The organism is Streptomyces sp. NPDC001020, assembly GCF_053599115.1.
Genome location: NZ_JBSFLQ010000054.1, coordinates 17,019 through 40,073, shown reverse-complemented (window position 1 = coordinate 40,073; position 23,055 = coordinate 17,019). Strand labels below are relative to the sequence as shown.

Sequence of the window (23,055 nt, the reverse complement as noted above, 5' to 3'; positions counted from 1 at the left end):
GGGGGACCCCCACGCCGCGTTGTCGGGATCGCCCGCGTACGCCCAGTACGCGGGCGACCCTCCGCCTTGCGAGGCACCGCACCAGACGCCGCGGGGCCCGCCCTAACGGGCGGACGACGGGACTTTCGAAACACGCCCTAGAACAGCACCGGGGGCATGACACTCACGGCAAGAGGCAGGGCGCTGGCTGCGTTCCTGCCCCTGGTGCTCTGTCACTCGGATCGCAGCACAGGCTCAAATGCCCGTACGGCGCTTACCTCCGTGGTGATCGCGGCGTGCGGGCGCGCGGCTGCGGTCGGGTCGTCCTTCCAGGCCGGGAGTTCCCGAAGAATGGCGGTGTGGGATCAGTCGGTGTCGAGGCCGTCGATCAGGCGGTTGAGGAACCGGGTGAAGGTGGCTTCGGGGGTGAGAGGGCGTCCGGGGGCCAAGAGGGCTGCGGCGAGTTCCGGGTGGTTGCCGTCCGCTGCGACAGCGGCCAGGTAGCGGGCTTCGGCTGCGGCTCGGTCGGGGGACCGTGAGGCTGCGGCCTGTGCGATCTCGTGGGCGACATGCCCGGCGACGAAGCCGGTGAGCTGGGCGAAGATCTCCAGCTTCGCGGCACCGTCCAGTCCGGTGGGCCGCAGGGCGGCGAGCGCGTGTTCCAGGAAGGCCAGGGTGTTGGGCCCGGGGGTGCGGCGGGTGGACAGGGCGGCGGGCAGCCAGGGGTGCCGCAGCATGAGAGCGCGCTGGAGGCGGGCGATGGCCTTCAGATCGGCGCGCCAGTCACCGGTGAGTGTATCCGTGGTCGCCAGTTCGCCGCTGACGTTGTCGATCATCAGCTCCACCAGCGCCTCCTTGTCGGGGGCGTAGCTGTAGAGCGACATGACGCCGGCTCCGACCTGTGCGGCGACCTTGCGCATGGTGACCGCTTCGAGCCCCTCCGCGTCCGCCAGGGCGACGGCTGCCGCCGTGATCGTCTCTCGATCGTAGGCGGGCCTACGGCCTCTGCGGGGCTGGCCAGGGCTCAGCCAGAGTTGCTGAGGGTCGACGCCCGTGACGCCGGCCCGTCCGTCAGCGGACATGACCCTTGGCTCCGTTCCTTGATCGCGGCTCCCCCTGTGCATGCCATCCAATCATCCCCTATTCTCGTACAGTGTACGTAAACCGATGAGGGGAACGATGTCATCACGCACGCACGACCCTGTGTCGAGGCCGACCTGGGCGCCGCCTTCCGGGAAGCCGCCACTGTCTTCACGGATGATGAGGGCGACATGGCGCCGGCTCCCGGCCAGACAGCACGACGTCGGATGGGAGCCGGGGCTGGTAGTACCGGCCGCCGACGGCAGCCCATTGATCACGGACCACTACTTCCCGCGTGCGGAGGGCGACTTCCCCACCCTCCTCGTGCGCTCGCCGTACGGCAGGGGCGTTCCGTGGTCCCCCATGTACGGCCTGCTCTTCGCCGAACAGGGCTTTCACGTGGTCCTGCAGAGCTGCCGCGGCACCGGCGGCTCGGGCGGTGAGTTCGATCTGTGGCGCAATGAGGCCGCCGACGGTCAGGCCACGGTGACGTGGCTGCGCGCGCAGCCCTGGTTCAACGGGCGGCTGGGCACCGTCGGCCCCAGCTACCTGGGATATGTGCAGTGGGCCCTTGCGCTGGACCCGCCACCGGAACTGAAGGCGATGGTGGTACAGGTGGGGCTGCACGATCCCCACGCCTTGTTCCACGCAGGGGGTGCGCTCCACCTGGAGAAGGCCCTCGCCGTCGGCGTAGGGATGGCGTATCAGCACCAAGGGATGGCACCGTTTCTGAGGGCGACACTGCGCTTGCAGCGTCGCTTGCGTGACATCACCACCGCGCGGCCGCTGCGCCGCGCGTACGAGCCCGCCCTCGGGGAGGTGCCCTGGCTGGACGACGTGATGACGCACCCGGACGCCTCGGACGCGTATTGGAGCGGCGCGTCGTTGGCGGCGGTGGCGGAGCGGCTGGACGTGCCGACCAGTCTGATCACCGGATGGCACGACGCACTGGTCGACCAGACCCTCGAGCAGTACGAACGACTACGTCAGGCCGGATGCGAGACCGCCCTGCTCGTCGGCCCCTGGACCCACACCTCCGCGCTGCAGAAGGGGTGGCCCGAGGTGTTCGCCGAGAGTCTCGCCTGGCTGCGCGCACACCTGTACGACGACCCCTCCGGCCTGCGGCCGACAAGGGTGCGCGTGCACATCGGCGACGAGGGCTGGCGGGACATCGGCGACTGGCCGTCGGCACCGGCCACCACCGCGTGGTACCCCACCTCGGACGGGCATCTCATCCAGCAGGCCCCCACGGACTCCGGACCACTGACGACGTTCCGCTACGACCCGGCCGACCCCACCCCGTCCCTCGGCGGCCCCCTGCTCTCCCCGAGCGCCGGTCCTCAGGACAACAGCACCCTGGAGGCCCGCGACGACGTCCTGACGTTCACCAGCCCTCCGCTGACCGAGCCCATGGACATCCTCGGCCCGGTCTCCGCGCGGCTGAGCATCTCCACGGACACCGGCCACGCCGATGTCTTCACCCGCCTGTGCGACGTGGACGCACAGGGCCGCTCCATCAACATCTGTGACGGGCTGACCCGAATGCGGACGACCGAACAGGCGCCCTCGCAGGTCACCGCGCCCATGAGCTCCACCGCCCACCGCTTCGCCACCGGTCACCGCATACGCTGGCAGATCAGCGGAGGAGCCCACCCCCGCTACGTCCGCAATCCGGGTACCAGAGAGTCTCCGGTGGAGGCCACCACCTTCACACCGGTGCGCATCACGCTCCACGCGGACTCGGCGCTGATGATCGCGCGTAGTTCCGAGCTCGCATAGCTCTTCAGGACTGCGGGCAACGGCCGAGGAGACGGGCCTGACGGCCCGGCTCGCTCCTCGGCGCTCGCACTCCTCCCCCGCCGTGTTCTCACGCTCCTCCCCGCCACGAATGGCGTGGACCACAGCCAGGCCGCCGTACTGGCAGCGTGGCTGACCGAGAGGCGGTGACCTGCGCCGCACCCCCGATCATCTGTTGGGATTGCCGAACAGATGACGGGGGTCAGCGGCACCCCTGATGGCCGACTCGACGGCAGCGACACGGTCCGCGAGCAGACCGAGTGCGGCGACGGCACGGGTGAGGGGGTCGCTCTCGGGTCCGCCCAGGGACTGGGAGCGGACGTACGTGGCCTTCACCTCGGCCCAGCGGACGGCTTCTTGGGTGCTGAGCGTGCCACGCAGCTCAGCCAGCTTGAGGAGGTTGGCCTCGGCCGAGGAGGTGAGGGTCTGGGCCTCCGCCCGGTAGTGGTCGTCGATGACGGCCGCGAGTTCGGCATCGTTCATGACGGGTTGCACGCGCTGGGCGATCTTGTTCATGTTGCGGTACGAGCCCTGCAGTTGGAAGGGCGGCTCGGTGCGGGTGGCATCGGTCTGGGCGGCGGAGGCGATGTACGCCGTGTTGACCTCCAGAACCGTCTCCCGGAGCGCGAGCAGATGGCGCAGGACGGCGAGGATCTGCTCGAGCTCCGCCGGTGCGTACGGGTGGACGAGCCGGTCGGCACCCGCTGCGGGGTCGCCGGCGGCCAGTCGGACGAGCAGGTCGAGGTCTGCGCGGTCGCGGCCGGAGAGGGGGGCGAGCACCGGGTTCGCGGTGAGCGCGTTCTCCAGGAAGCTGAGCGCGAAGACGTCCTCCTTACCGGTCAGGACGTCACCGAGGTTCCAGACGTCGGCGCGGTTGGCGAGCATGTCGGGCACCCTGAAGCGACTGCCGGACTCGGTGTAGGGGTTGCCTGCCATACAGACCGCGAACCGCTTGCCCCGCAGGTCATAGGTGCGCGGCTCGCCATCCCACACTCCCTCGACGCGGCGGGAGGTGTCGCACAGCGGGATGAACTTCTGCAGCAGCTCGGGCGAGGTGTGCTGGATGTCGTCCAGGTACAGCAGGGTGTTGTTGCCGGCCGCCAGCGCGAAGTTGATCTTCTCGATCTCCTGGCGTGCGGTGACGTTCGGGGCGTCGGCGGGGTCGAGCGAGGTGACGGCGTGGCCCAGCGCCGGGCCACTGACCTTCACGAGCATGAGACCGAGGCGGTCGGCGACGTACTCCATGAGTGTCGTCTTGCCGTAGCCCGGCGGGGAGATGAGCAGCAGCATGCCGCCTGTGTCGGTGCGCCGTGTCTCGCCCGCGGTGCCGAGCTGTTTGGCGAGGTTGTCGCCGATGAGCGGAAGGTACACCTCGTCGATGAGACGGTTGCGGACGAACGCCGGCATGGTCCGCGGACGGTGGTCGTCCAGGCGCAGCCGGGAGCGTTCGGCGGCCACCAGGTCGGTGCGGCGGCGCTGGTAGGCCCGGAACGCGGGGACGTCCTGTTCTGCGAACGTCTTCGTCCGGGCGAGGAACTCGTCGATCCTGAGGGGCAGGCGCCGGCCGGTGATGCGCGGGTGTGTGCCGAGCAGTCCCTCGGCGCGGGCCGTCAGCGGAGCGTCCGACTCATAGCGGGTCAGGTCCGGGCACAGCTCAGCGGCCACCGCCTCGTCCAGGTCGCCGGCGGTGAGGTCCGTGCCGGTGGCCGAGGCGTACGAGGACAGCCACGCCTCGGCCAGCTGGCGGCGTGCGGCGAGGTCGCCGACAGCGGCCAGGTCCTCGTCGTACGCCGAAACACCCACGGTGTGGCGGAACTTGTCGAGCAGAGTGTGGGTGGCGGCGCTGAGGACGAAGCCGTCGGGCCCGGTCGTCAGGTCCTCGAAGAGGTAGGCGGCGGCCGCGTCGGCGCTCGTGCCAACGGTCCCGTGGTGTCTGGCCTGCCCCCCGGACCAGGTGTCGATGGCTTCCGCGAGTTCGGCCCGCAGGTCGGCCAGAGCGACTGTCGGGCCGAAGGTGTCCCGGGCGCGTGCGAGGGACACCGCGCGCCGGGTCCAGTGCTGGCGGTCCTCGGCCGTGGTGCCGTGCGCCCAGAACAGCTGGGCGGCGGCGCGGGCGGCGGGCTCGTGGCGCAGTGGACCGGCCGCTTCGTACAGGTCCAGCAGCGCGCTGAGGATCACCGTGGCGTCGTGGTCGTGGATGCCGCGTTCGTAGCCCTCGTCGTACGCGTCTTCCGCCGCCCTCCGTACGAGGGTGGGGAGATCGGCCTGGGCGAGGAACGCCACGCCGTGCTCGTCCAGCAGACGGGCGGCGAGGTGCTCGGCGCGGTACACCTCGGGCGACTCGGAGGGCAGGTGACAGTCCCGGAAGCGGGCGTCCGCGGCGTCCGGGTCCTTGACGGGTGAGCGGTAGTCGGTGCCGGTCACGGCGAAGGCGAGGCCGTCGGCGTGCGGGACCAGAGTGAGGTCGAGGGGCTGGGTGTTGACGGCGAAGCGGTGGCTGCCGAAGCGGACGGTCCGGCCGTCGTCGGCGTACAGGTCGGTGCGGTCGCGGAGGGCTCGGGCGGCCTCCTGGCGGGCGGCCTTGAGACGGCCCTCCATTTCCTCGGCCCGCACGGTGTCGCCGAGCGCGCGCAACTCCTCCGCGGTGGTGCGAACCTTGGCGACCATGGGGTCGGAGGCGAAGTAGGTGTTGACCGCGTCGGTGTCGGCGAGCGTGGTGCAGCGGCGGGCGATCGTCTCCAGGACCCGGATGGCGGAGGCCGCGAGTTGCTCCGCACGGCGGGCGCGGGCGTCGGCGAGGCCCTGCTTGCGGGCGGTGAAGGCCTCGTAGACCTCGCCGCGCTTGTCGGCCAGCGCGCCGAGGAAGTCGCCGAACTCCGCGAAACGCGACTCCAGGTCCTCCACCCGTACGAGTACGCGCGCAAGGTGCTCGTCGCATGCCTCGGGGGTGTCCGCCGCGGCCAGCGCGCTGGTGACCGCCTGTCCGAGGAGCGCGAACTCGGCGGCGAACTCGGCGCTGCCCTCGCTCTCCATGAGGTCGCGGCGGCGGGCGTCGAGGGTGGCGCGGGCGCGGTTGACACCGCCCATCACCTCGGCGATGCGCTCCAGGATGGAGGTGCGGACGGTGGCGTCTGCGATGGAGAGTCCGGCGACCACCTCGGTCACCGTGTCCAACCCGTCGGCGAGTTCGTCGAGTCGTGTCACGAGGGGCGCCGCCTCGGCGACGGTGGTGATCGACTCGGCGTCCGTGACGAGCCGTTCGACGTCCTCATGGTGGCCGGTGAAGGCGTCCTGGCGGGCCAGGAAGGTGACGGCGCGCTGGCCGAACGCGGCGAGGTCCGTTTCGATGCCGGCGGCCAGTTCGTCGATGCGGGCGGTGTCCGCGTACCGCATCTCCCTGATCGTCAGCAGGTGTCCCTGGGCGCGACGCAGTTCGGTCAGGCCGCTCACCCAGGCGGCGGCGTCGCGTGGGGCCTCGCCGCGCAGTCGGCGCACCACCCCTGCGACGGTGCCGACGGCCTCGTCGAGGGCGTCGGCGGCCTGCCGGGTCAGCGTCTGCACGGTCTCGAACTCGGACAGCACCTGTTGGGCTGTGGCGTGTACGGCGTCCAACGGCGTGCGTAGATCACCGAGTTCGTCATCGCCGAGCCAGTGGTGGCTGTCGGCCGCGCGGACGCATGCGGCGGCCAGGGCCTTGTACACCTCGGTCGTCGGGGTGGTCTCGGCGACGGCACGGGTGATGGACAGGCAGTCGGCGATGCCGCGCACGAGGTCGGCATTGCCGACACGGGCGAGCGGTCCGCTGCCGGTGGGGGCGGTGGCGGCGTAGGTGTCGGAGGCGTAGGGAGACGTCCACAGCTGGACGGGGTGCACCCGCGCGGGTTCGTCACTCTCGACGCGCAGCACGGTGAGCGTGCCGTCGTCGAACAGGGACCAGCCGTGGCAGGTCAGCGGGGCGTCGATCTCCTTGCGGATCACGTTGTACGGCAGGAGCAGACTGTTGCCGCCCGCTCGCGCGCGGAACGCGAAGAGGACGTCCTCACCGTTCGGTGAGCGCACCTCGCGTTCGAACTCCAGGTCCGTGGTGTCGAGCTCGTACGTCTTGTAGGTGCCCGCGGCCAGGCAGTAGCCGCCCGCGAAGACGATCCCCTGGTCCTCCGGCAGTCGACGGCAGGCCCGTCCGATGCCGTCGAGGCGGACCACGGACCTGGTGAGGATGTTGAACACCAGGAACCGGTGGGCGTCCTCCTTGTAGGGACGGATGCGCAACAGGATCAGGGCGCCCACGCGCGCATGGGCGATGTCCGCGTCGGCGAGCGACTGCAGCGGCTCGTCGACCGGCTCGGAGTAGATCCCCTCGCCGGTCTCGGTGTCGTCCTCCACCTTGACGGTCAGCGTGCCCCCGACCGTGGTGACGAAGACCTCGCCCTGGACGGAGACGTGCGGGTGGCGGCCCAGCACGTGCTCCTCGCGGGTGGCTTCGGTCCAGGTGAAGTCGTACGGCGGCGGGAAGACGTGGTCGCGGTCCCCTCGCGCGTCGACGAAAGAGGCCTGCCCGTCCTCGGACAGCGCCCAGCGCAGCACGCGGATGTCTTCGGCCTTCGCGCCGGTCTGGAAGACGGCCAGCAGCTTGCCGTCGAGGCGGCGCAGCCGCAGGAGGCGCGCCTGGCGGTAGTAGCGGTGGAGGGCCCCGAACTCCCGGACGAAGGCGGGATCGTCCAGCAGGCCCGGTACGGCGTTCTGGGGCAGTCGGTTCAGGTCGCGGTCATGCAGGGCGAAGACATCGCTCACGTCCCTCTCCGGCGTCACTACGGAAGAGACGTTGTACCCGAACAGGAGGGTGTCGCCGACGGCCACGATGTCGGCGGGCACACCTGGGTGTTCGGTGCGCAGCCGCTCGGTGCCGGCGAGTTCGAGCCGCGTCGAGCCGAACTCCTCGGTACGGCGGGCGTCCAGCGTCCGGACGCGGCGCGTCAGTTCCGCGGCCTGCGCGGCGAGGCGGTCGCGAAGCACCTCGTACGTGCCGGTGTCGAGCATGTCATGGGCCTCGCGGGTACCGGTGTCCTGGCCGGTTGTCATGGGATCCCTCTCAGGAAGTCAGGAGAAACGGTCCGGAGCTGCCCCCCGTGTGACAGCTCCGGACCGCCGACCGGTCAGCCCTTGGCGCCGCCGTTGAGTGCCGCGAGCGAAGTGTCGGCGAGCCCCAGCTCGCCTGCCTTCTCCAGCAGTTGCTGGAGCTGCCCGGTGTTCGTGCCGCCCTTCGTCATGAGCTTCATCAGCAGGGCGGACACCGTCAGGTTCTGGATGTCGGCCGACGAGACCGAGCCGAGGATACGGGTGAGGTCGTCGGTGAAGGACGACGTACCGTCCAGCCACGGCCCCGCGAGTGCCCGCGCGGTCTCGGAGTGCTCGACGACGGCGTCGACACCCTTGCCGAGGGCGATCGAGGACAGCAGCCGGTCGAAGAAGACGGACTCCCCGCCGACGATGTCGATGTCGGCGTTCTCCAGTCCGGTGGCGAGCACGGTGGCCTGTGCCTCGGCGACCTGCCGCTGGACGTCCAGGCCGGCGAGCCGGATCTCCTTCTCGGCCTCCAGCCGCAGCCGGTACTCCTCGTGCCCGCGCGAGGCCTCGTCGAGCGCTGCCATCGCCGCGGCCTTCTCGGTGAGTCCAGCCGCCTCGGCCTTCAGCTTCTCGCCGACGGCCGTCGCCTCGGCCAGCGCCTTGGCCTGCGCGCCTTCCGCCTCTGCGCGCAGCCGTGCCTCGGTGGCCACGGCCTCGGCGCGGCCGGCCTTCTCAAGGACCTCGGCCTCCTTGTCGCGGACCTGCACGGCCGCGAGCCCTGCGGCCGCCGCCTCGGCCTGGAGTCCCTCGGCCAGTCGCAGCTTGGCCTGCGCATCGAGGTCTGCGGACTTCAACCGAGCCTCGGCCAAGGTGAGTTCCTCGGCCGCGCGGTGGGTGGCGGCCTGCTCGGCGGCCTCGGCCGCCTTGATGTCCTTGACCAGCTTCTCCTGCGCCTCGGCCTCGGCGGCGATGATCACGGCCTGGCGCTCCCGCTCCGCCTCCTCCACGGCGCGCAGCTTCTTGATGGACTCCTCCTGCTCGGCAACCGTGCGGTCCACGGCGACGCGCTCGCGGATGACCTCGGCGATCTCGCGCTTCTCCGCCTCGACCTCCTTCTCGGCGGCGATCTGCGTCAGCTGCGTCTCCCTCTCACGCGCGATGACCTCCAGGAGCCGGTCCTTCTCGATGCGCTCGTTCTCGACGGCGATGACCCGCTCGCGGTTCTTCGCGGCGACGGCGACCTCACGGGCCTGGTTCTCGCGCTGGACGCCGAGCTGCTCCTCGGTGCGCAGGAAGGCGCTCTGCGCACGCAGTCGCTCCTCCTCCACGACCCGGGCGGTCTCGGCCTCCTCCTGCGCCCGGACGGTCTCGATCTCGCGCTTCTGCTTGATCTCGGCGTCGGCCTGCCGGCGTTCCAGCTCCAGGATGGCCTCCCGGGCGTCGACGTTCTGCCGGGCTATCTCCTTCTCCTCGGTGCGCTGGGCCTCGTTGGTGCGGACATGTTCGACAGCCGTCAGCTCGGTGATCTTACGGATGCCCTGGGCGTCCAGGACGTTGGCCGGGTCGAGCTGGGTCAGCGGCGTCTGCTCCAGGTAGTCGATCGCCGCGTCCTCCAGGTGGTACCCGTTGAGGTCGACGCCGATGACCTCGATGATCTGGTACCGCAGTTCCTCACGCTTGGTGTACAGGTCGGTGAAGTCCATCTGCTTGCCGACGGTCTTGAGCGCCTCGGAGAACTTCGCGTGGAACAGTTCCTGCAACGTGGCCTGGTCACTGGCCCGTGCCGTGCCCACCGCCTGAGCGACCTTGATGACGTCGTCGACTGTCTTGTTGACCCGGACGAAGAACGAGATCCGGATGTCCGCGCGGATGTTGTCCCGGCAGATCAGCCCGTCGCGTCCGGTCCGTGTGATCTCGATGGCCTTCACCGAGATGTCCATCACCTCGGCCTTGTGCAGCACCGGTAGCACGACCTGACCGGTGAAGGTCACGTCGACCTTCCGCGTCTTGGAGACGATCAGCGCCTTGCCCTGCTCCACCTTGCGGAACAAGCGGGAGAAGACGAGCAGCACGACGATGACGACGACCAGGCAGACGGCGGCGAGTACGCCGATGGCTTCCATGACATAGGTCCTTGAGGCGTAGAGAGACGTCGGAGCGTGAGGGCGGGACACGGGGTCCCGGGGCGCTGGCTAGGCGACGCGATCGCGCGCCCGCAGTGGCCCTTGGGCAGTGGAGTACGAGAGGTATCGGATGCGTACACCGGTGTCGGCGGGGGCGGGGACAGGGGCACTCGGCAGTCCGGTGCCGTCGCCGCCGGTGTTCACGGCGGGCCGGGACGGTTCATCGGGGAAGAGGCGGCGCAGCGGCCGTACGAACAAACGCGTCAGTTGCCAGGCGATGAGCAGCGCGCCGGGCGGAGCCAGCAGGCGCAGCACTCCGGTGACCGTCCCCGGTAGCGCGCCGGAGGCCAGCAGCACGGCCTCGCCCATGGCGAAGAGCCAGCCGAACACCGTCACCAGGGTGAGCGCGACCATCACCGGCACCCCGCCCATGCCCCAGGCGTCGAGGTCCGCGTCCGAGTCGAAGCTGTCGGAGGTCGTGGCCCCTACCGCGACCAGCAGCCAGAAGCACACGATCACCACCAGTGCGGCGGTGAACAGCAGTGCCGGCAATCCTGTGGCGGCCTCCATGAACGTTCGCATGTCCCGGCCCCTCTTCCTTACGCATACCCATGGACGACGCACGGCCCCCGACTCGGTTCCGGTGCCGGGCACCTGCCGGTGTCCGGCACCGGAACCATCCGCCATGCTCCCCGCACACCATGCTGCCCGGCGAAGGTCCGTCGGCGCATTGCCGGTTCCCGGCAATGTTCATGAGGTTCTGTATGCCGGTGGGCCGCTGAGAGGGCGTCATCGACACGCGCCGTCCGTCATCCTCCCCACGCCCTTGACCCTGGACCGTCCGACAGAGGTTTAGCGTGGAAGGCTGCGTCCCGGTCGGGGACGCACAGCGAGAACCCCGGCCCGATTCCGGCGGGCCGGGGTTCTCGTTCTCTACCTCACAGGTGGGATCGGTCAGTCCCTGTCGAAGTCGCCGCCACCACCCTTGCCCTCGTGGTGACGCTTGATCACTCGGACGCTGGCCACCACACCGTGCTTGACCTTCACACCATCCTTGATGTGCCGCGGACGCAGCCCGTCCGCCTGGCTCCAGGGGCCGACGACGGCGATGGGAGCACCGTTGTCGCAGGTGGCACCGCTGAAGACCTCCACGGTCTTCTTGCTCTCGTTGGTGACGTTAATGCTCTTGGAGCCGAGGCCGCTGACCACGACGATGCAGCCGTCCGGGATCGCCGGGATCTCACGCTCGTTGACGTGAATCCGGCCGATGAAGTGGCGCCGGCGGTGCTCGTGCTCCTCCTCCTCCTCCTCGTGGCCCTCATTGCCCTTGCCTTGGTAATCCCGGTCGTTGTCGCCACGACCGTTGTCACCGCGACTGTTGCCACCCCGCCCGCTGCCGCCCCGGCTGTTGCCCTCGAGGGCCGACTCGGGGGCGGGAGCTGCGGCGGGGGCGGGGACGGGGGCGGCCTGCTGGGCGATCGGAGCCACGTTGGCCGGCTCGGAAGCCGCGGAGGCGTAGGTGATACCGGTGGCCACCAGGGCCGCGCCGGCCGCAATCGCGGCAGTAACAGCTGTGGAACGCGTTGCCATGTCACTTCTCCTGTCTCAGACACGTCGGCTGTGAGCCGATGCGAGATTGAACGTACATACGCGCGCAATCTCTGTCATGTCGGACATACGGAAAATATGAGGAACACTACGTTTGGAGTAATCGCGCCGCTGACACCGTGTCACCCATGACATCGGTGACCAGGTGTCATGAGCCAGCCACCGCTTCACCGAATTACCCGGTGGGCGGCGTGGCGGGTGGGTAACCGGTCGCCGCGGTGCCGAACGGCGGCGAGTTGGTCCCTTGAGTCGTTGACGAGACGAAAACCCAGTACTACAGGGAGAGTTGACCCTGCTGACCCGGCAGGCCGCCGAACTCGCGAAGACGCCGAAGGCCCCTCACCTCGGCCGGAAACTCTGACCCGCCGGCATACGCCGGAAGCGTGCCACGCACCGGACCATCACCCACACATGCCGAGGCAAGCCTGCTCGCGGAAGTTCTGCTTGGGCAAAGGACATCACTCAAGTGGAACAAGAGACTGCACTCATCCGTACTATCTCTACGCTGGGGCACTGTGCGTCAAATACGGCCGACGTCAGTCGGACACGAGCCGGACAAGCACATGAGCCTGGCTCTCCGCTTCCCGCCCCAGGCGTCCGTCACCACGGCCGGAAAACCGAGGAAGGGCCAACACCATGTCCGAGACCAGAGCCGTCACTACCGAACTGACATCGCAGTACACCGCCCAGGTGTCGAGCGATCTCGAACGAAACGTCAAGGAGCAGGAGCGCATCAGTGCGGAGGTCGGCGCGCTGCAGCAGCAACTGGCTGCCCTGCAGCAGGATCACGCCCTGCTGGTGAACATGCACAAGGCACTCGGTATCACTGCGGCGCCCGCCGAGGTCACCGACGAGCCCGGCAGTGCCGTGGTCCCCGCTCCCCGGAAGAAGGGTGCTCCCGCTTCCGCCACGAGCAAGCGGGCACGGGAGCGGAAGACCACCGCCGCACAGGGCAGCACGGCGGCCAAGAAGCCGGTCGCCAAGAAGCCCGCAGTCAAGTCCTCGGCCTCGAAGCCGACTCAGCCCACGTTGGTCGAACTCGTCCGCCGTCATCTGACCGAGCAGGGCGAACCCCGCTCGGCGGCGGAAGTCGCCACCGCGCTCGGCAAGGCCCTTCCCGAGCGCGGCATCAAGACCACCGTCGTGCGCACCACCCTCGAAGGGCTTGTCGCCAAGAACCTCGCCCAACGCAGCAAGCAAGGCACATCCGTCTACTACACCGCCCCCGACGCGGAGGAACAGAAGAAGGCGCCCGAGACCGAGACGGCAGGACCTGCCAACTGACTGGAGAACCGGTGTAGTTGACGTTTCAGTGGCCCGAACCACTGGGCAGGCGCCGGCCACCGTGGCGGGTGCCGCCTGGCTGCCCCACCTCATCACGCCCTGGCCGACAGGGTGGTTCGGGCCGAACGCACAGCGCGGCGACTCCTCACCGGAACAACCACGCGCCTGTCACCCGCGATACCCACGCCATGCCTTCCCGATCACGACGGCGAGAGAACCTTCCTTCCCATTCGGCCATCTCAAGGAGGGGGGCCATGACGTCCGCGGAAAGCCCGCGGGGGCAAGAGCCGAAAGGAAGGCGTGTGCCGGCCATCAGTCAGCGGGTGCACTTGGTGCTGCTCGCCGCCTGGACAGTGCTCTGGTTCGCCGTGGTCGAGCCGCACGGCGGGTTCTCCTGGCACTATCTGCATACCGGCGGAGAGCTCATCTACGCGGGCGCCTCCGGCCGGGGCGACGGCGGTCTCAACCTGTACGCGCATCACCCCGAACTGCAGATGGGACCCATCAGCTTCCTGGTCGCGGGGCTGTTCGACCCCTTCCCCGAGGCCGTCGGGCAGTTACTGGCCGCCGCCCTGATGTCCCTGCTCGGCCTGGTGATCCTGGTCCTGGCCGGACGTAGCGCCGCCTCGTACTTCCTGGGTACCGGAACCAATCACCAACGGCTGCGCCGGCGCGTGCTGATCGCGGGCCTGGCCTTCATCCCCATGTGGATCGAGGTCGCGGTCCGCTTCGGGCACCTCGACGACGTCCTGGCGCTCTTCTTCACGGCCCTGGCCGTACGCTCCCTCACACGCGGCAACGCGGCCGCGACCGGCATCTACCTGGCCCTGGCCGTGGACTCCAAACCGACCGCACTGGCCTTCCTGCCGCTGCTGCTCGCGCTGCCGAGACGCCATTGGCTACGCGCGGGCCTGTGGTGCGCGGGGCTCGTCGCGCTCGCCTGGCTGCCGTTCTTCCTCGACGCCCCGCACTCGTTCGCCGCGACCCAGTTCACCATCCCCAACCAGCCGGCGTCCGCGCTGCGCTGGCTCGGCGTCGGCGATCCCAGGACGCCGCCCTGGGATCGTCCCGCACAGGCGGCGCTGGGTTTGACGCTCGGCTGCGTCGCCGTGTGGCGTGGCCGTTGGCCGGCGGTCGTCCTGCTCGGCGCCAACGCCCGGATCCTCCTGGACCCCAGCGTCTACACGTACTACACGGCATCGGTTCTGCTGGGCACACTGCTGTGGGATGTGATCGGGCAGCGACGCCTCGTCCCCTGGTGGAGCTGGATCGGGCTGCTCACCCTGTACGGAAGTGTCTTCGTCGTTCCCAACGACTCGGCGCGCGGCCTGCTCCGGCTGGGCTTCGTGACCGTGTCCACCGCCTACGTCCTGTTCTGGCCGGTACGCGACCGCCGTGAGCGGCATGCCCGGGCCCACGCACGACGACCGTTCATGCCCGCGGCGCGGCGGCGTGAGACAGGGCAGTCGGCGAACCGGAAGCAGCGCGCTGCGAGCCCCCCTAGGGCTTGATCGCCCGCGGGAGGGGACCGCTAAACCCGTCAAGGGCGAGAGCGCTGTGGTCGACCGCCGTCACGCTCCGCCACGCACCGTACGGACGCAGGTGGCCGCCCGACCGGGGGGCGAGGCAGGGTAGTAGGCATGGATCTACAGCACATCCTCGCCGGTCTGCGGGAGCCATGGCAGCCGAGTCATGCCTTGCTGCTGCTACCCGTCGCGCTCATCGTGGTGATCACGGCGGTGGACGTCCAAACTCCCGTCGAGATCCATCTGGGACCCGCATTGGTCATGGCGCCCGCGCTCACCCCCGCGTTCGCAGGCCCCCGTCTGACCGCTCTCGTCGGAGCGCTGGCGGTGGTGGGCCAGATCCTGATCGCCGTCTACCACGGCGGGCTCTACACCACGAACCACATCGTGCAGATCATCACCCTCGCCGTGCTCTCGGCGCTGATCGTCCTCTACTGTGCCGTCCGGGACCGGCACCACGCGCAGCTGGCCCAGGTCCGCTCGGTGGCCGAGGCCGCGCAGCGCGTCCTGCTGTGGCGGCTGCCGGAACAGATCGGTCCCGTGAAGGTCGCCAGCCTGTACCTGGCCGCCGAAGACGAGGCGCAGATCGGCGGCGACCTGTACGCGACCACGCGCACCGACCACGTGGTACGCGTCATGATCGGCGATGTGCGCGGCAAGGGCCTTTCCGCCATCGGCGAGGCCGCCCTGCTGCTCGGCGCCTTCCGCGAGGTCGGCTACCAGGAGAACTCCCTGCCGGAACTGGCCTCGGCCCTGGAGCGGAGCATCACCCGCTATCTGGGCGACTTCGAGCCGTCCGAGGAGGTCGGCGAACGCTTCGCCACCGCCTTGCTGGTGGAGATCCCCGACGCGGATCCGGTCACTCGGATGACCAGTTGCGGGCATCCTCCACCGCTGCTGCTCAGTCCTGGCCACGTGGTCACCGTCCCGAGCCTGCACCCCGCTCCCCCGATGGGTATCAGCACGAAAGGCCCGGAGGGCTACGCCCTGGACGTGTTCTCCTTCGAGCCCGGCGACACCCTCTTGCTCTACACCGACGGCGTCATCGAGGCCCGCGACGCCCACGGCTGCTTCTACCCCCTCGCGGAACGCGTCGCCCAGTGGACCCAGGCTGCCCCGGCGGCGCTCGTCCAGCACATCCAGCGGGACCTGCTCGCCCATACAGGCGGCCGCCTTGACGACGACGCCGCCCTCGTCGCACTCCAACGCGTTCCCAGCGCCCACCCCGGCCACCGTCATGGGCGGATCTTCCATGCCGACGGGTCCCGTCATGGGCCCGCGCCTCAGCAGCAGGGCAGATGATCAAGAACCGGCGTCGCCCCGGCCCAGGTGCCCGGGGCCGGCGCCGATGCACCGCCCTGGTGCGGGAAGTCAGTGGTCGATGGAGTCGATCAAGGCGCGGGCACCCTGACGCAGCAGGGCGACGGCGACCGAGGTGCCGAGCGTTTCGGCGTCGAGTCGGCCTGCCCACTCGTGGGCGTTGAGGACGGTCTTGCCGTCGGGAGTGAACACGGCGGCCCGCAGGGACAGGTCGCCATGGCCTTCGGCGCGGGCGTACCCGGCGATGGGCGAGTTGCAGTGGCCCTGGAGCACGTGGAGCATCATGCGCTCGGCGGCGGCTTCCCGATGCGTGTCCGGATGCCCGAGGTCGCTGACGCTGTCGATGACCGCCGTGTCGTCCTGCCGGCACTGCAGCGCGAGAATGCCCGCACCGATCGGCGGCATCATCGTCTCCGCAGCCAGCACTTCGCTGATGAGGTCGGTCCGGCCAATGCGTTCGAGTCCGGACACGGCCAGCAACAGGGCGTCCGCCTCACCGGCCGCGAGCTTGTCCAGGCGCCGGTTGGCGTTGCCGCGCATCGGCACGCACCGCAGATGCGGGTGCGAGGCGGCTAGTTGGGCGCTGCGCCGTACCGAGGACGTGCCGATTCGTGTCCCGGGCGGCAGTTCGCCGAGGGTGAGCCCGCCGGGGTGGACCAGGGCGTCGCGGATGTCGTCGCGCCGTAGGACCGCGGCGAACACCGTGCCGACGGGGAGCGGCCGGTCGGCGGGCACGTCCTTGAGGCAGTGCACGGCCAGATCCGCGTCACCCGCCAGCAGTGCGGCGTCGACCTCCTTGGTGAACGCGCCCTTGCCCTCCACCTCGGCGAGGCTGCCCATCCATCGGTCGCCGGTCGTCTTCACGGGTACGACCTCGGTGCGGATGTGCGGGTGGCGGGCGGCCAGTTCCCCACGCACACGCTCCACCTGGGCTAGGGCCATGGGCGAGTCTCGGGAGACGATGCGGATCAACTCAGGACCGGACATGCCGCTCACCATAGACCGGTCGAAACCCGACAGGGGAACATTCCTCACCCAAGGAAGTCCGGCTGTTCCGCGGCCGGTCGGACCAGCGCACACCCAGCCAGGACCCAGACCTGGGCGAAGGGGCGCTCGCACCGCACGTACCAGGACCGACGCCGTCAATGCCTAGGCCCGCACCGGCACCCGCACGGTCTACGGGCAGACCGTCCGGGCGCTGGTACGACACCGGCAGCCCGGCCGCCGACCGTCAGGAGCAGGACCCGGCCAAGGCGCCGTGATCGCCGTTCCGAGGCATGCTGGAGTGGTGATCGCGCTTGCGGCGTTTTTCGCCGTCCTGGGTGCCGCCAGCAACGCGGTGGGCACCGCGTTCCAGCGCAAGGCGGCGTCCACGGTCGCGCGTGGCGGCGGCCTGCGGCTGCTGCGCGCCCTGGCACACCGCCCCGCGTGGCTGATCGGAGTCGCCGGGGTCATCGGTGCCGCGATCTTCCAGGCGCTCGCCCTGGTGAACGGGCCGATGTCACTGGTGCAGCCACTGTTCGTGCTGGAACTGCCCTTCGCCCTGCTCATCGCCTCTCAGCTCATGCGCCACCGTCTGCCAGGGGCCGGCTGGTGGGCGATCACCGGTGTGGTCATCGGACTCGCCCTGATCCTCGGCTCCGCCGCTCCTTCCGGGGCTGAGGACCAGGCCCCCATGGTGCGATGGTTCCCGGTTCTGGCGGGGTGCCTGGGGGCCATGACCGCCGCGGTCGTACTGGCCCGGCCTGGGCGCCCGTCGCTGTTCCGGGCCGCCGTGCTGGGGGTGGCCGCGGCCGTCGGCTACGCCCTCACCGCCGCGTTGCTGAAATCCGCCACGGGAACGTTCGCCGCCCACGGAATCCGGGCCTTCCTCATGTCCTGGCAGACCTACGGGTTCGCGCTGACCGGCGTCAGCGCGGTACTGCTGCTGGAGAACGCGCTGCAGGCCGGCTCCCTGGCCGCGTCACAGCCGGCACTGACCATCGGTGACGCCACGGTGAGCCTGACCCTCGGCGTGATGCTGTTCCAGGAGCAGATCCGGACCGGTTGGTGGCTCCTGCCCGAGGTGATCGGGGTCGTGCTGGCCCTGTGGGGGGTGCTGCGGCTGGGCCGGGTCGCGGCCGGCATGCCTGGAGCGGCGGACAGCACCGGTGGTGGCCTGCGTCCCACTCCGCCCGTAACTTCGTGACCGCACCGAAACCACACCCCGGCTTCACCGACGAGCACGCGGTCACCCGGCTCCCAGGGCCGCGGGGCGCGGGTAAGGGGCGGATGGCGGCTCGTCGACCCGTCACAGACGTCACCCACGTCCCCGGACTCACGCCCTTTCCCTCTCGGGATGCGAGCGGCGCCATCTCGTTGAAAGGTGAGGGGAAGGGTGGCGTCCCGCCCTCGTGACGACCTGCGGGTGCCACCACTGGGGATTGCGGATCGACTCGCGGAGGAGACACCGATGTCGACGTCACAACCTGATGCGTCCCGTCGTCCGTCCGATGACCGGGCCACGCCGGACGACCTGCTGCACGCGGCTCCGCCGGAGACCTCGCCGGAGGACCTGGTCCTCGCCTCGGGCAGGGACATCACCCCCGAGACCCTCGCGTGGGCCGAGCGAAAGCTCGCTGCCGAGGGGCGAGCCGCGGTCGACAAGCTGCTGCCCTGAGCGTTCCGATCCTGAATCACCGTGCCGGGGACCGGGCACACCCCGGTGCGGCCGTTCAGGACCGGAGCGGTCCGGGGCTGTCTCGGGGCCGGAAGGCACCGACGTAGAGGAGCCCGGCGGGTCCGGCGGGCCAGTCAGACATCGCTTCCGCCACCGCCTCATGACCCGGTGTGTCCGCCGGAAACCGGCGTACCACACGATCATGACCCACCTGGTTTACGGTCCATTGACGTGCGCGGACCATACTGGGAGGCTCACCCTGTTCCCGTCTCCATAGAGTGCCCCATGACCAAGTACTCCACCGCCCGTCCCACGGCTCCCGACACCGTGTGGCTGGCACGCGGGCGTCACCTCGGCCCGGGCGCCGAGGAGACCGTCCGACAGCGCCTGCGCGAACTGAAGAGCAGCGCGGCCATCCAGGATCAGCTCGAGTTCGACCTCTCGGGCGACGACACGGCCGAGCGTGCCTTCGAGGCCCGCTGGGCGGTCGCCGACGACGTCGTCGTACGAGCCCGCCTGAACCTCGGGGCGTACCAGGACAAGGGCAACGCACAGGAATGGGTGCTGGTGGCGGAGGCGGACCGGCGCTGGGAACTCGACTGGCCCTCGCCCGCCACCGTGTTCTGGCCCGAGGACGCCGATGTGCCCTGGGACTACGACACGGTTCCCGGGCTCCGTTTCCGGGAGATCAACCCGCTGCCCACGGATGACCGGGCACTCCGGCGCCTGCTGAGGGAATGCGCGCGCCGGTCGTGGAGCGTCCACGTGATCGTGCACGAGGCGATGACCCCCGATGAGCTCGGGCGGCGCCCGCTGGCGTCGCTGCTGCCGTCCAGCCTGCGGCATCGCGTCGTGGAGCACCGCGCCGCGCCGGAACAGTTCCAGGTGGTCAACTGGGCGCTCTACGACCTGGGGGCGCGGGTGCCCCGCGGTGGCGCCGTGGTGCTCCCGCCGGGGCCCACGGACCCCGGCGTCGGCGATGAGGGCTTCTCCGTGCGCTCGGTGTTCCTCGACGGTTCGCGGCCCACGGAGCTCATCGACACCGTGCGGCGCTTCGCCGAGTCACCCGGCCCCCTGCCCGAGGGGGCCGAGGAAGCGTTGTCCGCGCGGCGCGAGCAATGGCATCTGACGACCCTGGAGGAGGAGCTGGCGCAGGCCCGCAGCCAGATCGCCGCCTATGCCGAGGCCCTGGAGGCCATGACGAAGTCGCGCGACCTGTACCGGGAGGCGGCCGAGCTCGCCCATCAGGCGCTGGCGGACTATCGGGAGTCCGGGGCGCTGCCGTCGCCGCGACGGGAGCCGCGTAAGAGGGAAGGTTTCTCATTCCGCAACCTGGCCAAACCTCTGGGACGCGTGCGTGACGGCGCCAAGCTGCTCCGCGCGCCGGCCACCGGCGACCGCAGCTCGGAGCCGGACGCGCCCCGCGGCGCTGACCCGGAGAGGGAATCGTCCGCGCCCCGCTCGTCGGTCCAGCCTCCGGAGATCCTGGGGCGCGAGTAGTCGCCGTCCGCACAACCGGGCTTCGTGCCATGGCGGCGATCGCGCCGCCGTCCCGCCATGCTCAGGCAGGCGGCTCAGCCATGCCGGAATCGGAGCGGCTCAGCCCTGCCCTCGTTCCGCCTCCTCGCGCAGGAAGACACCGATCTGTCCGGCCAGGCTCTCGGCCACCCCCTCGGAGCGGGCGCCGGTGCCCGGCAGGCCGTCCGGCATGGTCATGTTGCCGGACCACATGTACCGGTCGGCCCACTCGTCGTCCGCCTTCACCTGCACCTGAATGTCCACAAGGTGCAGACAGGACTCCGGGGCGGCGGCGTACAGAACGGCGGTGGCGCGGCGCAGCGGATAGAGATCGAAGCCCTCGATGAACTGCGAGTTGCGCCAGTCGAGGAACGCGCTCTCGCCGTCGAAGCCGGTACGGGCGTCGACCTGACCGTCTTCGAGGTGGATGCCCACGGCGTCCTGCATACGGTTCTCGACGGTCACCCGGAAGCGGAAATAGACCAGCCCTTCGGCGGCTTCGTCGCGCCCACGCGGCGGTTCCGCCTTTTCCAGGCCGTGTACACGGACACGCAGACCGGCGTGTTCGTCTGCGCATTCCTGCCAGTCGCCGATCACATTGGGCTCGCGCACGCTCCACCTCTCCACGTTCCGCGTCATGTTTCCTATCCGCGCGCGCAACAAAGTGTCAAATAGGCAGAACGCTCCATGGTCGGCCTTTTGCCATACTTGATCACCGATCAAGCCACGTGCAGCCAATTTCCTCCGGGACGCGCGGGCCGGAGTTTGCTCACGTGTCATACATCACGTCTGCCCGCGCCCGCGGGGCTCGGGAGCAGGGTGGCTGAGACACCGTGCGTACGACTCCACTCACACAGCGACAGGCCGCCGCCCGTCGAGCACGCCCTCACCATGCCGACACCTCACCATGCCGACAAAGGGCATGGCAGCGTTCACGGGCGCCGGCGGCCAGGGCGGGACGTGTGTCGGGCAGCGCGACCGAGGGCGTACAACCGTTCGTCGACCGACATCTGTCGTGTCGGCGGTCAGTGTTCCTGGGCTGTCGGGCGCATCATGATCTCGTTGATCGCGGCGCGCGAGGGCTGAGTGACCATGAAGGTGATCGCGCCGGCGATGTCCTCGGCCCGCAGCCAGGCATCCTGCGGCAGGTCACGGGCGGCGAGGTGCCCGGCGCCGACCGACATCTCCGTCATGGTCAGACCCGGTTCGATCAGTCCGACCCGGACACCCCTTCCGGTCACCTCCTGGCGCAGGGCCTCGCTGAACGCGCACACCGCGAACTTCGTCGCCGAATAGACGGCGTTGTCCCTTCGCACCACCCTGCCCGCGACCGAGCTGACGGTCACAAGATCGGCGATTCCGCGGGGCCCGTCCACTGCCGCCCGCAACAGGTGCGGCAAGGCCGACTGTGACATATGCAGGACGGCGTTGAAGTTGAGGTCGACCATCCGCTCCCAGTCCGCCGGATCACCCTCCTCGACGGGACCCATGGCCACGTAACCGGCGTTGTTCACCAGCACGTCCAACCGCGCGAAGCAACCGACAGCGTCCTCGACGGCCTGACGTGCCTGGGCCGCATCACCCAGGTCGGCGGTCAGGACGGCGCACGAGCCGCCCTCGCCACGGATCCTCGTGGCCAGTTCCTCCAGCCGCCCGGTACGCCGGGCGACGACCGCCACAGCTGCGCCCTGCCGAGCCAGGTGCCGGGCGGTCGCCGCACCGATGCCACTGGACGCGCCGGTCACCAGAGCGGCGCATCCCGCCAAGGGCGCTTCGGCGGCGATACCCGGCACCGCGTCGTTCTGATCCGCAGCCCCCGTCCGTCCGGCTTTCGGATCGCTCACGCTCATGACCGCCCTTCACACATCGCAGCCACCGCCGCTTCCCACCGCGGCCGGTGAGGTGCCGTCCCCTCTCGCAGCTTGCACCACGTAGTCCGAGACCGCCTCGCGAGCGACCCCCTGTCGCAGGGCATGGCCCGGCTGTCTCCGGCTGTCACTGCCGGGCGGCTTGGTCCGGAGCGCACGGGCCTGGTCAGCGTCTCCCCCGGAGATCTGAGGCGCCGTTCAGGGGAAAACACACCTCCGGGCCGCGTGAGGGCGGCCGGCACCGTCCACAACTGACCCGTGAGACTGCCGCTGATCCCACCCATGCTCGCCGTCCCCGGCACGCTGCCGCCCGCCAGGCAGGACGCGCAGTGGGCGTACGAGACGAAACAGGACGGTCAACGGGTTGTGGTCTACCTGCCCGGCGACGGCACCCTGGAGCTGCGTGCCCGGTCGGGCGAGGTCATCACCAGCGCGTACCCCGAGTTGCGGCCGCTGGGCGGCGTCCTGGGCGCGCTGCCCGCGGTGCTGGACGGGGAGGTGGTGGCGCTCGACGAGCGGGGCCGCGGTGACTTCCAGCTGCTGCAGACCCGGATGGGGCTCGCCCACTCCCCCGCGCTGGCGGCCCAGCGCGCGGCGCGGACACCTGTGCATCTCGTGCTCTTCGACGTGATGTTCCTACGCAGCGACCTCACCGCGCTCCCCTATGTCCGGAGGCGGCAGGCATTGGAGCAGCTCGCCGTGGCCGGGCCCTACTGGTCGACGCCGGGTGCCATCGTCGGACACGGCGCGCAGGCCCTCCAGGCGACCCGGGACAACGGCTTGGAGGGGCTCGTGTGCAAGAGGCTCGACTCCGTGTACGAGCCAGGGGTGCGGTCCCGGTTCTGGATCAAGGTGCGCAATGTGCGAGCCGTGGATGTGATCGTCGGCGGCTGGCTTCCTGGCCGCGGACGGCTGGTGGGACTGCCCGGAGTGCTGCTGGTGGGGCAGCGGGAGGCGGGGCGGCTGCGCTACGTCGGCCGGGTGGGGACGGGCTGGAGCGAAGAGGAGCGGGCCCGGCTCGGCCGGCTGCTGCGGGCCGCGGAGACCCGTACCTGCCCCTTCGATCCCGATCCGCGGGTGCCCGGGGCTCAGTGGGTACTGCCGAGACTGGTCGGCGAGGTCCGCTACGGCTCCCGCACCCGGGCGGGTCTGCTCAGGCAGCCGTCATGGCTGCGGCTGCGTCCGGACCTGGCGCCGGAGGACTCCGCGGCTGATCTGCCATGAGCGGC

Annotated in this window: 16 protein-coding genes; 8 read left to right on the top strand and 8 right to left on the bottom strand. The window is 70.1% G+C overall.

Features of this window, described 5'->3' with window-relative positions:
* Nucleotides 1-344 precede the first annotated feature (344 nt).
* Nucleotides 345-1,061, bottom strand: coding sequence for a TetR/AcrR family transcriptional regulator (locus ACWDEX_RS33565; protein WP_450468245.1), 717 nt, complete (start codon nucleotides 1,059-1,061; stop codon nucleotides 345-347).
* 178 nt (nucleotides 1,062-1,239) lie between these two features.
* Here ACWDEX_RS33565 and ACWDEX_RS33560 point away from each other — a divergent pair, with 178 nt between their 5' ends.
* Nucleotides 1,240-2,838, top strand: a complete 1,599-nt coding sequence (locus tag ACWDEX_RS33560; protein WP_450468249.1) for a CocE/NonD family hydrolase — start codon at nucleotides 1,240-1,242, stop codon at nucleotides 2,836-2,838.
* A 186-nt stretch (nucleotides 2,839-3,024) separates the two neighbouring features.
* On the opposite strand, the gene ACWDEX_RS33555 is transcribed toward ACWDEX_RS33560, so the two are convergent.
* The 4 genes from ACWDEX_RS33555 to ACWDEX_RS33540 form a co-directional block, all read right to left on the bottom strand.
* Entirely contained in the window at nucleotides 3,025-7,935 is a 4,911-nt protein-coding gene (locus ACWDEX_RS33555; RefSeq protein WP_450468244.1) for a DNA repair ATPase, read from the bottom strand.
* Nucleotides 7,936-8,009: 74 nt separating this feature from the next.
* A complete protein-coding gene (locus ACWDEX_RS33550) occupies nucleotides 8,010-10,043 on the bottom strand; it encodes an SPFH domain-containing protein (protein WP_450468243.1) in 2,034 nt (677 codons plus the stop codon).
* Nucleotides 10,044-10,112: 69 nt separating this feature from the next.
* On the bottom strand, nucleotides 10,113-10,625 hold the full coding sequence (locus ACWDEX_RS33545) for a hypothetical protein (protein ID WP_450468242.1): 513 nt from the start codon (nucleotides 10,623-10,625) through the stop codon (nucleotides 10,113-10,115).
* A gap of 372 nt (nucleotides 10,626-10,997) precedes the next feature.
* Nucleotides 10,998-11,633 carry a hypothetical protein gene (locus ACWDEX_RS33540; protein WP_450468241.1) on the bottom strand — a complete coding sequence of 212 codons (636 nt, stop codon included), beginning with the start codon at nucleotides 11,631-11,633 and terminating at the stop codon, nucleotides 10,998-11,000.
* Nucleotides 11,634-12,287: 654 nt separating this feature from the next.
* On the opposite strand from ACWDEX_RS33540, the gene ACWDEX_RS33535 reads away from it, so the two are divergent.
* From ACWDEX_RS33535 to ACWDEX_RS33525, 3 genes are all read left to right on the top strand, one after another.
* On the top strand, nucleotides 12,288-12,935 hold the full coding sequence (locus ACWDEX_RS33535; protein WP_450468240.1) for a BlaI/MecI/CopY family transcriptional regulator: 648 nt from the start codon (nucleotides 12,288-12,290) through the stop codon (nucleotides 12,933-12,935).
* 302 nt (nucleotides 12,936-13,237) lie between these two features.
* Nucleotides 13,238-14,446, top strand: a complete 1,209-nt coding sequence (locus ACWDEX_RS33530) for a hypothetical protein (RefSeq protein ID WP_450468239.1) — start codon at nucleotides 13,238-13,240, stop codon at nucleotides 14,444-14,446.
* A gap of 129 nt (nucleotides 14,447-14,575) precedes the next feature.
* Nucleotides 14,576-15,763, top strand: a complete 1,188-nt coding sequence (locus ACWDEX_RS33525; RefSeq protein ID WP_450468238.1) for a PP2C family protein-serine/threonine phosphatase — start codon at nucleotides 14,576-14,578, stop codon at nucleotides 15,761-15,763.
* Between the two features lie 69 nt (nucleotides 15,764-15,832).
* On the opposite strand, the gene hemC is transcribed toward ACWDEX_RS33525, so the two are convergent.
* Nucleotides 15,833-16,768: a hydroxymethylbilane synthase gene (hemC, locus tag ACWDEX_RS33520; RefSeq protein WP_450468237.1), complete on the bottom strand. Its 936-nt coding sequence runs from the start codon at nucleotides 16,766-16,768 to the stop codon at nucleotides 15,833-15,835.
* A 301-nt stretch (nucleotides 16,769-17,069) separates the two neighbouring features.
* On the opposite strand from hemC, the gene ACWDEX_RS33515 reads away from it, so the two are divergent.
* From ACWDEX_RS33515 to ACWDEX_RS33505, 3 genes are all read left to right on the top strand, one after another.
* Nucleotides 17,070-17,969 (top strand): DMT family transporter, encoded by a 900-nt coding sequence (locus ACWDEX_RS33515; protein WP_450468236.1) that lies wholly within the window; start codon nucleotides 17,070-17,072, stop codon nucleotides 17,967-17,969.
* 264 nt (nucleotides 17,970-18,233) lie between these two features.
* Nucleotides 18,234-18,440, top strand: a complete 207-nt coding sequence (locus tag ACWDEX_RS33510) for a hypothetical protein (RefSeq protein WP_450468235.1) — start codon at nucleotides 18,234-18,236, stop codon at nucleotides 18,438-18,440.
* A 285-nt stretch (nucleotides 18,441-18,725) separates the two neighbouring features.
* Nucleotides 18,726-19,940, top strand: coding sequence for a hypothetical protein (locus ACWDEX_RS33505; protein ID WP_450468234.1), 1,215 nt, complete (start codon nucleotides 18,726-18,728; stop codon nucleotides 19,938-19,940).
* 99 nt (nucleotides 19,941-20,039) lie between these two features.
* On the opposite strand, the gene ACWDEX_RS33500 is transcribed toward ACWDEX_RS33505, so the two are convergent.
* Nucleotides 20,040-20,570 carry a hypothetical protein gene (locus ACWDEX_RS33500; protein WP_450468233.1) on the bottom strand — a complete coding sequence of 177 codons (531 nt, stop codon included), beginning with the start codon at nucleotides 20,568-20,570 and terminating at the stop codon, nucleotides 20,040-20,042.
* A 413-nt stretch (nucleotides 20,571-20,983) separates the two neighbouring features.
* Entirely contained in the window at nucleotides 20,984-21,802 is an 819-nt protein-coding gene (locus ACWDEX_RS33495; RefSeq protein WP_450468232.1) for an SDR family NAD(P)-dependent oxidoreductase, read from the bottom strand.
* A 282-nt stretch (nucleotides 21,803-22,084) separates the two neighbouring features.
* Here ACWDEX_RS33495 and ACWDEX_RS33490 point away from each other — a divergent pair, with 282 nt between their 5' ends.
* Complete coding sequence (locus ACWDEX_RS33490) at nucleotides 22,085-23,050, top strand: ATP-dependent DNA ligase (protein WP_450468231.1); 966 nt, start codon at nucleotides 22,085-22,087, stop codon at nucleotides 23,048-23,050.
* The last annotated feature ends 5 nt before the right edge of the window (nucleotides 23,051-23,055 follow it).

Coding starts and splice junctions, on each gene's coding strand:
- ACWDEX_RS33565 (WP_450468245.1), bottom strand. CDS start 1,061: ATGTCCGCTGACGGACGGGCCGGCGTCACGGGCGTCGACCCTCAGCAA.
- ACWDEX_RS33560 (WP_450468249.1), top strand. CDS start 1,240: ATGAGGGCGACATGGCGCCGGCTCCCGGCCAGACAGCACGACGTCGGA.
- ACWDEX_RS33555 (WP_450468244.1), bottom strand. CDS start 7,935: ATGACAACCGGCCAGGACACCGGTACCCGCGAGGCCCATGACATGCTC.
- ACWDEX_RS33550 (WP_450468243.1), bottom strand. CDS start 10,043: ATGGAAGCCATCGGCGTACTCGCCGCCGTCTGCCTGGTCGTCGTCATC.
- ACWDEX_RS33545 (WP_450468242.1), bottom strand. CDS start 10,625: ATGCGAACGTTCATGGAGGCCGCCACAGGATTGCCGGCACTGCTGTTC.
- ACWDEX_RS33540 (WP_450468241.1), bottom strand. CDS start 11,633: ATGGCAACGCGTTCCACAGCTGTTACTGCCGCGATTGCGGCCGGCGCG.
- ACWDEX_RS33535 (WP_450468240.1), top strand. CDS start 12,288: ATGTCCGAGACCAGAGCCGTCACTACCGAACTGACATCGCAGTACACC.
- ACWDEX_RS33525 (WP_450468238.1), top strand. CDS start 14,576: ATGGATCTACAGCACATCCTCGCCGGTCTGCGGGAGCCATGGCAGCCG.
- hemC (WP_450468237.1), bottom strand. CDS start 16,768: ATGTCCGGTCCTGAGTTGATCCGCATCGTCTCCCGAGACTCGCCCATG.
- ACWDEX_RS33510 (WP_450468235.1), top strand. CDS start 18,234: ATGTCGACGTCACAACCTGATGCGTCCCGTCGTCCGTCCGATGACCGG.
- ACWDEX_RS33505 (WP_450468234.1), top strand. CDS start 18,726: ATGACCAAGTACTCCACCGCCCGTCCCACGGCTCCCGACACCGTGTGG.